At 36.4% G+C, this 12,904-nt stretch carries 14 protein-coding genes and 1 pseudogene; 6 read left to right on the forward strand and 9 right to left on the reverse strand.

From position 1 onward, the window contains the following. Positions 1 to 316: 316 nt before the first annotated feature. The 3 genes from H4J54_RS08785 (at position 317) to H4J54_RS08795 (ending at position 1,718) form a co-directional block, all read left to right on the forward strand. Positions 317 to 619: a YciI family protein gene (locus tag H4J54_RS08785; protein ID WP_182190509.1), complete on the forward strand. Its 303-nt coding sequence runs from the start codon at positions 317 to 319 to the stop codon at positions 617 to 619. Between the two features lie 15 nt (positions 620 to 634). Then, the gene (locus tag H4J54_RS08790; RefSeq protein ID WP_182190510.1) at positions 635 to 1,039 is read left to right on the forward strand and encodes a lysozyme inhibitor LprI family protein; all 405 of its coding nucleotides are present in this window, start codon (positions 635 to 637) and stop codon (positions 1,037 to 1,039) included. 238 nt (positions 1,040 to 1,277) lie between these two features. Next, positions 1,278 to 1,718: a hypothetical protein gene (locus tag H4J54_RS08795; protein ID WP_182190511.1), complete on the forward strand. Its 441-nt coding sequence runs from the start codon at positions 1,278 to 1,280 to the stop codon at positions 1,716 to 1,718. A gap of 51 nt (positions 1,719 to 1,769) precedes the next feature. Here H4J54_RS08795 and H4J54_RS08800 read toward each other — a convergent pair whose 3' ends face one another. From H4J54_RS08800 to H4J54_RS08825, 6 genes and pseudogenes are all read right to left on the reverse strand, one after another. Next, entirely contained in the window at positions 1,770 to 2,507 is a 738-nt protein-coding gene (locus H4J54_RS08800) for a DUF1461 domain-containing protein (RefSeq protein WP_182190512.1), read from the reverse strand. A gap of 21 nt (positions 2,508 to 2,528) precedes the next feature. Beyond that, positions 2,529 to 3,263, reverse strand: a complete 735-nt coding sequence (locus tag H4J54_RS08805) for a hypothetical protein (RefSeq protein ID WP_259367031.1) — start codon at positions 3,261 to 3,263, stop codon at positions 2,529 to 2,531. Next, positions 3,263 to 4,075, reverse strand: a complete 813-nt coding sequence (locus H4J54_RS08810; protein WP_182190513.1) for a hypothetical protein — start codon at positions 4,073 to 4,075, stop codon at positions 3,263 to 3,265. The genes H4J54_RS08805 and H4J54_RS08810 overlap by 1 nt, the downstream gene beginning before the upstream one ends. A gap of 70 nt (positions 4,076 to 4,145) precedes the next feature. Next, a pseudogene (locus H4J54_RS08815) lies at positions 4,146 to 4,511 on the reverse strand (cupredoxin domain-containing protein); the annotation flags it as partial. Next, entirely contained in the window at positions 4,508 to 5,923 is a 1,416-nt protein-coding gene (locus tag H4J54_RS08820; RefSeq protein ID WP_182190515.1) for an ATP-binding protein, read from the reverse strand. The pseudogene H4J54_RS08815 and the gene H4J54_RS08820, both read right to left, overlap by 4 nt. 9 nt (positions 5,924 to 5,932) lie before the next feature. Continuing rightward, a complete protein-coding gene (locus tag H4J54_RS08825; RefSeq protein ID WP_182190516.1) occupies positions 5,933 to 6,592 on the reverse strand; it encodes a response regulator transcription factor in 660 nt (219 codons plus the stop codon). Positions 6,593 to 7,096: 504 nt separating this feature from the next. Between H4J54_RS08825 and H4J54_RS08830 the strand changes: the two genes are divergently transcribed. Both H4J54_RS08830 and H4J54_RS08835 read left to right on the forward strand, forming a co-directional pair. Next, positions 7,097 to 7,630 (forward strand): hypothetical protein, encoded by a 534-nt coding sequence (locus tag H4J54_RS08830; protein WP_182190517.1) that lies wholly within the window; start codon positions 7,097 to 7,099, stop codon positions 7,628 to 7,630. A gap of 192 nt (positions 7,631 to 7,822) precedes the next feature. Continuing rightward, complete coding sequence (locus tag H4J54_RS08835) at positions 7,823 to 8,311, forward strand: YchJ family metal-binding protein (RefSeq protein WP_182190518.1); 489 nt, start codon at positions 7,823 to 7,825, stop codon at positions 8,309 to 8,311. On the opposite strand, the gene H4J54_RS08840 is transcribed toward H4J54_RS08835, so the two are convergent. The 3 genes from H4J54_RS08840 to H4J54_RS08850 form a co-directional block, all read right to left on the reverse strand. Further along, positions 8,308 to 8,841 carry a VC2046/SO_2500 family protein gene (locus H4J54_RS08840; RefSeq protein WP_220464209.1) on the reverse strand — a complete coding sequence of 178 codons (534 nt, stop codon included), beginning with the start codon at positions 8,839 to 8,841 and terminating at the stop codon, positions 8,308 to 8,310. The genes H4J54_RS08835 and H4J54_RS08840 overlap by 4 nt on opposite strands. 123 nt (positions 8,842 to 8,964) lie before the next feature. Then, positions 8,965 to 10,257: an ATP-binding protein gene (locus H4J54_RS08845; protein WP_182190519.1), complete on the reverse strand. Its 1,293-nt coding sequence runs from the start codon at positions 10,255 to 10,257 to the stop codon at positions 8,965 to 8,967. Between the two features lie 75 nt (positions 10,258 to 10,332). Then, entirely contained in the window at positions 10,333 to 11,049 is a 717-nt protein-coding gene (locus H4J54_RS08850; RefSeq protein ID WP_182190520.1) for a response regulator, read from the reverse strand. Positions 11,050 to 11,431: 382 nt separating this feature from the next. Here H4J54_RS08850 and H4J54_RS08855 point away from each other — a divergent pair, with 382 nt between their 5' ends. Further along, positions 11,432 to 12,691 carry an MFS transporter gene (locus H4J54_RS08855; RefSeq protein WP_182190521.1) on the forward strand — a complete coding sequence of 420 codons (1,260 nt, stop codon included), beginning with the start codon at positions 11,432 to 11,434 and terminating at the stop codon, positions 12,689 to 12,691. The last annotated feature ends 213 nt before the right edge of the window (positions 12,692 to 12,904 follow it).

Consider the following 12,904-nt stretch of genomic DNA (forward strand, 5'->3'; position numbering starts at 1 on the left):
GTAAAGTTAGGGGTAAATGAGCGTTTATCCTTAACTTATCAAAACTATTACCGCTTATATCCTTAAATAGTTTGGTGTATGGCTTAGCTTTGGATAGAATTGTTAACTTATCGTTTTTGATACGAGCTTATACACGCACTTTTAGAAGATATCCCGTTAGTTATTTTATTTGTTCTTTATTGCTATTGGTTCAGTGTTGTCTTGGTATAATGTCTTGTTATAAATACAGGTCTGAAGCTTAGGCAGAAGATAAACAATAATAATGTAACTTGGACGCTACTTGCGGCTTTTAATTAATAATAATTTTGGATGTAATATGTTTTATCTTATCTACAGTGAAGATGTTGAAAATAGTTTAGCTCTGCGTATGAGCGTGCGTGAAAATCATTTAGCTCGTTTACGTGTATTGCAAGATCAAGGCAAGCTACTTGTGGCTGGCCCTTGTCCTGCTATTGATAGTGAAAACCCTGGCGACGCAGGCTTTACCGGTTCACTTATTATTGCACAGTTCGACAGTTTAGCTGACGCACAACAGTGGGCAGATCAAGACCCCTACATAGCAGCGGGTGTTTATAAAAAAGTGACCGTTAAACCTTACAAAAAAGTACTGCCGGCATAATGATTAATATTAATCATGAATAATAACTGTTTTAGCAAATACCTATGGCTTAGCTTGTTGGGGTTTGCTACTGCAGCAATGGCTAAAAATACCATAGAAATGTGTGAAGCCAATATGGAAACCGTTGCTCAAGTGTCACATTGTTTGGATGGCATTAAAAAAAATAAAGATCGTGAGCTGCAAACTTGGGTAAATAATCAGACTTTTATCTTACAAGAATTGGCTAATAATAGTGGACAGAGCACATCATTAAATATGTTTAAACGCTCACAGCGTAATTTTATCCGTTATCGTGAAAATAACTGTCGTTGGCAATATTTAGTGCTAGCGCCTGATGCTAGCGCAGCTATTGCTTATAAAAAATGTTATAATACTTTGACAAAATACCGTATTGAAGAGTTAACCCAACTCAATAAGTAAGTATTTTGACATTAATGACCCATTTTCAAAACACACAACAGTAAAAATCTAGCCTATGTATTAATTTCTTAGCTCATGCCTAAGCGATTTATCTATTTTGTCTTTCAGCATAATTTTTATTGATGTATCTCAACTTACAAACTATTAATTGATGTAACTTATCGAAATATTATCAAACCTATCCGTTTATTTAAGTAATCCGCGTACCTCTTTAAATAATAAACTATTAAAAATTTTCATGTCGATTAAGTCTACTGTTCCTAAATGTGATCGTGTGGGTATTTGGCTATTTCACAGTGACTATTCAGCGATGTTTTCATTAATGTGTGTTGATGAATTTGGTAAACGATCAACAAGTGCACATTTAATTGAAAGTGATTATAAAAATTATTTTTCTCATATAGTAGAGAATGATTTTTTAGTGGCTTGTGATGCAAGAAATGACGAAGTCGCTAAGTGTTTTAACCATGGATATTTTGACGTACACAATATTCATTCTTTATTGGATGTTACCTTCAATAAAGACTTTGTTCCATTAGGTATTATTTGCTGTGAACGTACGGGTAATAAAACAAAGTGGCAGCCACAAGATATAAAAACAATAAAAAACATTGCCGTTAAAGCCTCTTTATTTATTGGTCATAATATCTCTGATATGTACGCTAGTAAACCTCAATAAATTCATCACATGAAGTCGTTAATCTCATATGCGTTTAAGATTAATTAAACTTTATTTTTGACGCTGATAACGGCTTAATATTACATCAATAATTAGCGCTAATAGTATAGCGATTAAGATCAATTGTCCGGCTATAGCAGCAAAAATATCAGGTGCTTTCATAAGTGAAGACATTAATGAGTCTTGATAATAAAAAAACCACTGATGATCGTTAGGAAATATAACGGTATGTAAATAATAAAAAACTTTTGTAAAACCCCATATTCCCAACATAGCGATAACCAAAAAAACAAAGCAGGCTAAAGAGATTAACTTCTGCTTTGCTGTCGGCATTGCTCTTATCGACTCTATTGTTAATTGCTTAACTTTATGGCCATAAAATATTAATAAGCTGAGTAAAAAAAGTAAATTACCCCACCACAATTTACTCATATTATCGAGTAAATTAGCCACATCTTGCAAATGCTGCACTTCACTTGTAGTTAATAATTTTTGTAATATCCCCTGATGATTTAAATAACTAATGTCTGTTAAGCCATCGCCGTGATGGTGAATAGACTGCACAATGTCGGCAAACTTTTTTTCGTGTAATTTCACATCTTTAATGGGAAAGTCACGCTTACCTTGGGTGTTTTTTGGCACGCTTTTACTAATGACCGTATTTATTTCTAATGTTTGGTACCAAACATGATATAAAAAGTTTGTCGCTTTACTCACTTGCCAACTGATACCTAAAGAAAAAACCAGTAATGCTAAGGCAAAAACACACCAAAATAATTGTCGAATCAATAAATGTTTACACATGATTTTTTAAAATTCATATTCAATGGAAGCACGTAAGATATGGTCTTTGTCATCACCATTTAAACCGGTTATAAAACCCAATTCCCATTTCAATTGCTTTTGACCATCAAACCTTTGTATACCCATAAAAGAGGGACCAATACCGGAATAGTCTTGGCCAATATAAATCTCAATGGCTGGCTGGACTTGTGGTAGCCAGCGATAGCGGTATTGCAAACGAAACTCTGTTTCAAATTCATTTTTGATATCACTACCACTTTCATAAATTAAAAACGCATTCAAAGCTAAACTGTCACGGCCAAATTCTTTTTCAAACAACAAACCGGTAGTGACTTCCCAAATATCCAATTTATGTACTTTTTCGACTTCAAGTGACAGACCCCAATCGGCCCAATATTCGCCTTGATCTGTCATCATCCACCGCGTTTCAACTTCATAGGCAGACAAGCCAAAGTCACCATCTCTATCTCGCTCACCAACAATATAAAATTCAATCATAACATTGTTGGTTATTGACGTTCCGTAGGCTATTCGTTGTCCTAAGCTGTTACCCGCGTCATTTTGATGTGACAACATACGCCATTCAAATTCTTGCTCGTTAGGTAGCACATAGGGATGATATACCTTATCAACCACAACACCATCAGCCAGCGCAACTTGACATGTCAGCGCTGAAAAAGCAGATAAAATCAACAGCAAAAAACTAAATTGTGTTAATTTTTTAAAGATTAGAAAGTTCATTACACCATCTCCTTATGACTCACTATAGTGCGTGTTGACTTTGAAAGCGTCGAGCAAAAAAAAGTCAAAGCAAAAGCAATCACAATGGCCGAAATATAAAGTATTAGTTGCAGTAATGTTGGCGTGGCATCGTAGCCAAAAAACACCGTAAACAACTGCCCTAGTTCGGAATTTTCCATTATTAGATAATTAGAGTCCCACAAAAGCCTATTCCCAGGTAAAACATCGATTTGGATCAGTAATTTTGTCGCTTTCATCAATAGGCCAACACTAAAAATTATCAATAGTGCTTCACGAATGAGGCGACAATAACGCTCAATAAACGCCATTAAAAAATACAACAATACAGCGATACTCGCGCAAATACCCACACCGAGAATAACGCCTGCCACCAAGGCATTAGAGGCATTATTTTGATACCAAAAGCCAGTGATATAAATTAGAAAATTCGCGCCATTAAGTGTCATAACAATAACGGTTAAGGCCAGTGCACAAAGCCGAACAAGGGTAAGTTTTCGGACGCTTAATGGCCTTTTTACGATTGAAAGCTGGCTCAATAACAACAGCGATATAAAATAACAAACAATGTAGAGGCAAGCATAAAGCCATTCTCGCCCCGTATCATCTAGTGTATGTGCAATTTCATCACTAGTATTTAATAAAATTAGGCTTAACATTACGCTCGTCAATAACGCGAGATAATACCACCGTAACCTAATACCTTGTTGTTGGAGCATAGAGATCAAAATAATACTAATAACAAATATCGGTAAAGCATCTCTTAAAAAAAGAATAACGGTATTAATTAACATGTAAAACCTCCTTAAGCAGAAGGCTATGCGCTGCTAGCGGTGCAGTATAAGCTAGCGCGAAAGTCTCTATGTTAGTATCAGTTGCACTGTTTTTAGGGACAACAATAATGGTGCCTTGAGCGCTATTAGGGTTAAATTCACCAAAAAATTTGTAACGACCTGGCGGTAAAGGTCCAATAAAAATCACTGATTTTTTTTGTGGAAAAATAACTTTTTCTCTATTAAGGTCAAAACTATCAAACTCTTCAGGGGTAGTATCTCGATTATAAATAACTAATTTTACTTTCGTGTTTGCTGGAATTTCTATTTCAGCCGGATAAAACAAATGATTTTTAAGTTCTACCTCGAATTCCGGCCGATTTGCCAAGCTAGCAAATGACAGTAACGCGAAAAAGACAATAACGCTTTGCATAAGTTTGACAGAAAATAGGCTCATTGATAATCTCCCTTTGCTGGTGAACTGGGTAATTTATTACCCTTAATAATTTCACCGCTGTTACTATCTGCCATAGAAAAAACAACTTTTACACATAAGCCAAACAAAGTCTTTGAGCGATTTAAGCTGATGTTTGCTTGATGCAATTCTACAATATGTTTAACAATCGACAAGCCTAAGCCACAGCCAATAACTTTTGAATTATGGCTATCGCCGCCGACACGATAAAAGCGATCAAATACCCGTGAATATTCTTCTGGCGCAATACCCGGGCCTGAGTCTTCAACACGTAATATAAGCTTATTTTTTTCTTGCACGCACGAAACTAAAATCTTGCCATTATCCGGGGTATATTTAGCCGCATTAGCAAGCAAATTTTTCAATAGTATACCTATGGCAAATCTGTTGCCCAAAATGTTCAATGGCGCACTATTCAGTTCGATATCATGGCCTCTGCTGGCAATATAAGGATAGAGATCACTAATACATTCTTGCAACAGCTCTTGTAAATTAAGCACCGCACTTTCAGCCAATATTTGTTCTGGATTAGTCCGGTTCAAGGTCAATATTTGATCAACCACATGTGCCATACGCTCAACACTTTGCTCTAATTGCTGAAAGGGTAATACTGACAGCGCTGTTGAGTTTTTGTCACTGTTAACAAGCATGACATCATTAAAGCTTTGTTGAAGGTTATAAACATTAATTTTCAATACGCTTAATGGCGTTCTAAGTTCATGGGCAGCATCTGAGGCAAATTGCTTTTCACGTTCAAACGATAATGACAGTCGCAGAAATAATTCATTTAATGTTTCAATCACTGGCGCAAGTTCTGTGCTTGAACTGACCGTTAACGGGCTAAGATCATTTGCTTTTTTATTTTTGAGTGCTCGAGTTAAAAAAGTCAACGGTTTCAAGCCCTGCCGCACCGCCAATGAAATGATGAATGCCAGTAATGGCATGACTAAAATAATGGGGGTAACCGCAGATAAAATTATATCCTCAGCAAGGTCAAATCTTTGTTTTAATGGTTGCGCAATAATAACCCAAGTATTGGTTGCTGAGTTATCTGTTATTTTATCGGTATAAGTCCGCCAGCGTTTACCTAAGAAATTAGTTTCTTTAAAACCAGTATTCAAGGTATTTATTAGTGTGTTTGGCGCATTATCACTGCGTGTTACTACCTGGTTATCAAGCACTATTTGATAAGAAAAATTGCTGGTTGCTTGGTGCGTAATGACACCTTTAGGTAGCTTAACGGCCGTTATAACCTGAGCTAAAGAGACTAATTCATTATCAAATACACTTTCTGCTTTACGCATACTCGCTTTATAACCCTGAATAGCAGAAACAAAAATGACTAAGGTAATAATTGATAACAGCATTAGCACTAGATAACGACGAATAGGCATAATAAACTTTTAAGCCTTATTGATGGTGTAGCCAACACCACGAACCGTTTGGATAAATTTTTCAGGTAACTTTTTGCGTAAATTGTGAATATGGACTTCTACCGCATTACTCATCACTTCTTCACCCCAATCGTAAAGGCGAGATTCAATTTGCTCTCGTGACTGAATTCGCCCAGCATTTTCCATTAATACTTTTAGCACCATATATTCTTTTTTTGAACAGGACAGTTCTTTATCTTCGATGAACACTTTGTGGGCAGTCGTATCAAGCTTGACCAAGGCAATGGAAATTATTGCGCTATCAGCAGTGCCTAATCGGCGTTCAATCACCCGTAAGCGAGCAAGAAGTTCGTTAATGTCAAAAGGTTTAATTAAGTAATCATCGGCGCCAAAGTCTAGTCCTTGTACACGCTGCTCAACAGTATCGCGCGCGGTAAGCACAATAACTGGCGTAGTTTTCTTTTTAGCTCTAAGCTTTTTTAGCACTAATAAACCATCCATGTCAGGCAACCCTAAATCTAAAATTACCATGTCATGATCAGGAATAGCCAATGACATTAAAGCGTCTTCGCCGGTATCAACGTGGTTAACCAAGAAGCCCTCATGTCGCAACGACTGTTGTAATGCTTGTGCTAATGGCAGATCGTCTTCAACGAGTAAAATTCTCATATTGTTACTTTAGAACCTATTTACTTATTTAACTTATTTAACTTATTTCAAGCCAAACTGTGGATGAAAATTTAGCTATTTACACATAACTAATCGTAATAGTTTTAGCACGTAAACTCAATGGCTTGGCTATACAGTTCGAGATAAATTAACAACGTAATTGGATATGTATTGGTTAATATCCTTGGTTATTGTCGTTAGCTCTGTAGACGTTTTATTTTAAATCAATTTGCACCAGTAACATAGCAAAATGCAGTGTTTATCTTTTCACCTTTAATGTTCAGTTAGTGTTTGGATAGTGTTCAGCGCCATTATTCCTTAAAATTTATCCCCTGTCGGTAAGTGACGCAGCTATAATTTACCGAGTGTTGAACAGTCATTAATCTCTACCTATTAAGCGCTAGCTACGCTTACTTTACAGCTAAAAAATCAGATTCACTTCTTTAAATTATCGCTTTAAAAAAGCGACTCTTCTTATAACCTTGAGCAAATATCAGTAAAATAATGCTTGAAATAGCATCAAAACCGATATACTGTACATTCATACAGCATATCGAGGTAGGCACTATGATTAACACTAATAAAATAAATTTAAAAATAAATAACAACAGCTTAGCTATAGCCCCTAGTATTAATTTACCACCTCAAATTAATTTATCTTCTGCTTGGTGTAATATTATTAGTGTAAATAGCCTCGGAGATGTCTCTGAAAAGTACCAAGACATTTGTCAAAACCACCATGATGATAAAAAGTGGATTTTAATGATTAATCCAGAAAATGCTTCGCTAGAACAACTCTCTAACATGGGTAAAATTAATCCAGCAAAAATACTAAAAGTGAATGCCAATAAGGTCAATGTCAGCTTAGAGCATATCAAAAACACCTTATTAAAAGGTACATGTTCTGCGATGATTTTATCAAACGCCAACTTTAATCAAGCCGAATTAAAAGAAATATCTCGCTGTGCTGCCTTAGGAAAAACTCAATGTATTTTATTACAAAAAACAGATTTTAAAGTAATAAACCAACTGCATTAACTAACTATATTTAATCAATATTTTAAAACAAAAGTAAATCAATAAGTTGTGATTAATCCGACGACTTGATCTACAGCGCAGAAACCCTTGGGTTAAGTTAGATTAACTGAAAAATTAAAGCCATAAACCATGCAAAGCATAATAATTGTCATGATAAACTATAGATAATTGCTCTTTAAATAGTTTATCTAGATGTTATGTCCATGCGGCTCAGAACGAAGCTTTGCACTGTGTTGCCAACCTTTAATAATGGTAACAAAACCTGCTCACTCTCCAGAACAACTTATGCGGTCACGCTACTCTGCTTACGCAACACAACAGGCCGAGTATATTTACTTTACTTATGCCCAATCAAGCCAAGCTGAACAATCCATTGATGATATCGCACAATGGGCTGCAGAAACAAAATGGCTGAAACTCATTATTCACTATGCCAGTGATCACGAAAAAGATTTAGCTAACCATAATAGTGCTCAAGTAGAGTTTTCCGCTTTTTATCAAGTTCACAGACAAATTTGGCAAATGCGAGAACAATCTAATTTTGTGCTTGAAGATAGCGCATGGCGATATCTTGATGGTGAGGTGTCAGATAGCAAAGCATTAAATAAACCCAAAAAAAATGAGTTTTGTTTTTGCGGCAGTGAGAAAAAGTTTAAACATTGTTGTGCTAAGGCTTTTTAGGCAACCGTTTCCATTAGTGGTGCTTTAACAATAGTAGTTTGCACTGCCGCTAACCAAGCCTTAGCATTGAAATCAGCTCTTTGCGGTGTTTTTGTTAACGACATCTCTTGATGTTTTTGCTGGCAATATAAACTGGTATTAGTCATAACCTGTTGGTTTATATGTTTCACATCATCACGAAACGCTAATGGTTTAGGATTAAGTATGTTTGCTAGTCTTAAGTCTTCTAACTGCTGTTGTTCAAGCAAACTTGCCTGATTATAGCGGCTTATATCGGCAACATCTTTTAATGCTAAAGGGGCTTCATCAGGTAATTGAAAATATTTTCGTAACTGTTCTGATGAGGTGGTTTTTTCAGGTGTTTGTGAAAGTGGTAGTGTAAATTGGCTATGCGCTCGAACATCGTCGGTTAGCATGGCCAGTAGCAGCGAAAAATCAGAACGACGCTCATGGTGAACACTTTTATTAAGCTGTTCGCCTAACTGAAGTTCATGAACAAGTATGTCGTTTGATAAAGCGTTTAGGGTCAAAATAATCTACTGTGTTACTACCGATAATATTTGTATCGGCAGCAGCACAGTTTACTTTAACGCTACGCGTAATTAATTATTAATTTTTATAGTAAATACAAAGTATTGACTGATTTTTATCCACTAAGCAGCAATTTGTTTAATGGGCCAACGCAGCATAAAGCTCGCGCCACCACTTTTGCTATCAACAACAGATGCACTACCACCATGCCATTCCATAATCCGACAAACGATGGCTAGACCTAAACCAAAACCTCCTGTTTCACGGTTACGAGATATATCACCACGAGAAAAAGCATCAAATATAGTACATTTGAAATCATCACAGACTCCCTCACCATTGTCTGTAACGCTTATCTGACAGTGCTCTTCACTTTTTGTAATTGTGATGTCTATTTCACCGTTACCGTATTTTATGGCATTGGAAATATAATTATTCAACGCTCGACCAATAAAGTGTCGATCGACCTCAACTCTTTCATTGCCAAGTAGGTTAACTATGTTAAATTTTTGTTCAAACTGTTGGTAATTACTGACCTGTTTTTCGACAATATCCACCAATGATTCTTCACTAAAATTTAGTTCGGGTTTGTCATTATCGAAACTAGCGTAAATCAGCATCTCACTAATAAGTTGTTCTAACTCACAAACATCTTTACTAATGGCTTTGCGATATTTCTCTTGTTTGGCTTTATCATCGGTGCAGGCTAGCATTTCTAAGGCAAACTTAGTGCGGGCTAACGGTGTACGTAATTCATGTGCAACCGCAGTTGATAATTCTTTATGAGCATCGATTAAGCGTTTAATACGACTGGCCATAGTATTAAACGCCGTAACCATAGGCGCTGCCATAGTCGATCTTGCTTGTGGTGCAACCACATCAAAACTTTCTTGACCAAACTCTACTGCGGTTTTTTGCAACTGATCCAAGTCTCGAGACAAAAGCCGTAACCAAAAAAATAATATACCGGCTAAGGTTGCCAGCAAAATAACACGAATGAGTGCCTCTAGCCTCGGCTGGGTTGGCATTTTAGCAGGCCCCAACACAATCACAGTGCCAGCATTATTGATCCTGTGATGAATTTCTACCGCGTTATTATCATAATAAATATGCGTGTTTTTTTCTTTGATGACAGCATGCTTTTGATGGCTGATAGCATTTACTTCTTGCGCTGTCATTAACTTTAATGGCAGTTGCCACTGCTTTGCAGCTTTCGATAGTATTTCTTGCCATTGATCTTCTGGGTGCTGTTCTAAATAGTTAGATAGCGCCAACAGCATACTTTTATAACCGGTGTAAGACTCTATATCTTGTTCAAGATATGAACTCCATGCTTCATCAAGCATCCATGAGAATACGATAAAAATAGAAATAATAAGGAAATATAAGCTGAAGAATGAGCGACCAAGTTTCATAAAATGCCTAAATAAAGGAAATAAATACTGATGAGTCGCTATAACAGCTCACCAGCTTACACACTAAAATAATAGTTAACTCCAGGCATCTGGAACAAATAAATAGCCTTGTCCCCAAATGGTTTTAATACGAAAAGGAGTTTCATTACTATCGTGTAATTTTTTACGCAAGCGTGATATACGCACATCAACACTTCTATCCATGCCGTCGTATTCGCGACCAACAACCGCTTTATAAATATAATCACGATTCTGTACTTCGCCTGAACGACTAGCTAATAGCCAGAGTAAGTCAAACTCTTGGCTAGTCAGGTCAACATTTTCGCCATGCAATGTCACTTGTCTAGAACCACGGCTAATATGCAGTTCACCACAATTAATTTTAGCATTTTCTTTACCATCCGTTGGCAACTGGCCACGACGCAATAGCGCATTAACACGGGCAAGCAGTACTCTTGGCTCAACAGGCTTAATCACGTAGTCATCGGCACCAATTTCCAAACCTAACACTTGGTCAAAGTCTGTGCCTTTCGCAGTTAGCATTAAAATTGGGCCTTTAAAGTTAGGCCGTAAATCTTTACAAACAGCAAATCCATCTTTACCCGGTAGCATAATGTCTAAAATAATCAAATCAGGAACGAATTTATCAACTCGCTTTTCTACCGTGTCGCCTCTAAACTCTTGCTTAACGTGATAACCTTCATTTTCTAAAAACTCAGCGACTAGATCAGACAACTGACGGTCATCCTCAACGAGTAATATTTTTTTAACTAACAATTCACTATCTGACATTAACTGCTCCTACTTTATTACGCTGTATTAACAGCATTTTCATGGCTGGTTGATGAACACGGTCAATGTTTACGCTAATCAATCAATAACAACCATTGAAAATATGAATCACTCTACAAGCATAAAATGTTTATTATTAATTAACAACACTATGTACAAGGTGTTACGGCAATAGTACAACTTATTACCTTGAAATTACAATTAATTACACCAGTACTGACCAATAGAGTTTTATGATACTTTGCTATCATTTTATGATGCAAAAGTGCTTATCGCCACTATCGCTGCGTTGATAGAAATTGAAACTTTTTACTTAGTTATAAAGCTAACTTATTATATAATCAATAGGCATTATACCTACTGTATTATATAAATATTCGTTATGACGATTCACGCTACTAAAGTTAAAACATCTGCAAAAAACACCTTAATTACTGAACAGTTAAAAGCAAAAAAAACCTTATTTTCTGTCATGCTGGTGGTGCTGTTTAGCAGTGCCGGCATTGCCTTACCTTATCCTGTATTAGCACCTCTTTTTCTTAATGAAGTTAGCCCTTTAACCACTTTTGCTGATTTACCCAGTAAAATATTACTCGGCATTATACTGGCGATATATCCTTTAGGGGTTATTCTCGGAAGCTCAGTTTTAGGTGCTGCCTCAGGTATTTATGGTCGCAAAAAAACCTTAATCATCACCCTGATTTTAACTGCCGTTAGTTATGTGTTATCCGCTTTAGCTGTTATGGCTGAAAGTTTTTTACTGCTGATTTTAGCGCGTTTTGTTACGGGCATTTTTTCAGGTAATATCAGCATAGCGAAAGCGATAGCGGTAGATTTATCGCCCACGCTAGATAAGACCCACACCTTTAGCCTAGTAAATGCCACCAGCTATTTAGGTTGGTTGCTCGGCCCTTTAGCCGGTGGATTACTGGCAATATACGGTTTAGATACCGTCTTCTACTTCGCCGCCGTTGCGATAGTTATTGCCCTTATCAGCGTCGCTTATATATTACCTGCTGGTAATAGTAAATCCAATCAGCCAAAGATAAAATTCTCTCAACTTTTTAGTAAACAAAACTCATTTGCCTTACTCGCCAATAAAAAAATTAGACGTATCTTTTTAATTTATTTATTGGCAACACTTGGCCTGAATGCCTATTACGAATTTTACCCCGTTTGGTTGGTGGAAAATTTTGATTTCACTAGCCCTGATATTGGTTATATAACGGTTGTTTTAACCTTATTTATGACCATAACCAGTGTGTTTTTTGTTAAGCAATTAAAATACTTATTGGGGCTTAAATTGGGTGCCATTGTTGGCATGATGTTAATGGCATTGTTGTTTAGTTTACACCTTGTATTGTCAGCAACCAGTGTTTGGCCTATTTATGCAGTAATAGGCATCGCCATCGCACTTTTCAATGGTTTATTACCGGTTTATATTTCCGAGCAATATGCTGATATTGAACAAGGACAACTTATGGGCTTAATTACCACCACCTTTAGTTTAGCTAATATGCTTATGGCGCTTATTGGCAGTGTATTAGCCTTATTTGGCGCACACTGGGCCATACTATTTGGCGCCTTTTTGCTTATCATTGCCTCCATCGACTTTCACTTTAGTCAAAAAGATATTCGCTAGCTCATTTCGCGCTAAAGTTATTTGCTACCTAAGTACTAACCCTATTGTAAATTGATGATTGTTGTTAAGAGCAATAGGTCTGCTAAATGATACCAATCTCACTAATTATCTGATCATTTTTACTGGTTAAAATAACCCACTACTGCGTTATTGATTTAATAATTAGAACAACTAGTTATTAAAATAAATGCCTTGTACTTGGCCATTTTTCCT

The sequence above is a fragment of the Colwellia sp. MB3u-8 genome (assembly GCF_014076985.1).
Lineage (GTDB): Bacteria > Pseudomonadota > Gammaproteobacteria > Enterobacterales > Alteromonadaceae > Cognaticolwellia.

Coding starts and splice junctions, on each gene's coding strand:
- H4J54_RS08855 (WP_182190521.1), top strand. CDS start 11,432: ATGACGATTCACGCTACTAAAGTTAAAACATCTGCAAAAAACACCTTA.
- H4J54_RS08795 (WP_182190511.1), top strand. CDS start 1,278: ATGTCGATTAAGTCTACTGTTCCTAAATGTGATCGTGTGGGTATTTGG.
- H4J54_RS08835 (WP_182190518.1), top strand. CDS start 7,823: ATGTTATGTCCATGCGGCTCAGAACGAAGCTTTGCACTGTGTTGCCAA.
- H4J54_RS08785 (WP_182190509.1), top strand. CDS start 317: ATGTTTTATCTTATCTACAGTGAAGATGTTGAAAATAGTTTAGCTCTG.
- H4J54_RS08825 (WP_182190516.1), bottom strand. CDS start 6,592: ATGAGAATTTTACTCGTTGAAGACGATCTGCCATTAGCACAAGCATTA.
- H4J54_RS08790 (WP_182190510.1), top strand. CDS start 635: ATGAATAATAACTGTTTTAGCAAATACCTATGGCTTAGCTTGTTGGGG.
- H4J54_RS08810 (WP_182190513.1), bottom strand. CDS start 4,075: ATGTTAATTAATACCGTTATTCTTTTTTTAAGAGATGCTTTACCGATA.
- H4J54_RS08805 (WP_259367031.1), bottom strand. CDS start 3,263: ATGAACTTTCTAATCTTTAAAAAATTAACACAATTTAGTTTTTTGCTG.
- H4J54_RS08845 (WP_182190519.1), bottom strand. CDS start 10,257: ATGAAACTTGGTCGCTCATTCTTCAGCTTATATTTCCTTATTATTTCT.
- H4J54_RS08850 (WP_182190520.1), bottom strand. CDS start 11,049: ATGTCAGATAGTGAATTGTTAGTTAAAAAAATATTACTCGTTGAGGAT.
- H4J54_RS08830 (WP_182190517.1), top strand. CDS start 7,097: ATGCTTGAAATAGCATCAAAACCGATATACTGTACATTCATACAGCAT.
- H4J54_RS08820 (WP_182190515.1), bottom strand. CDS start 5,923: ATGCCTATTCGTCGTTATCTAGTGCTAATGCTGTTATCAATTATTACC.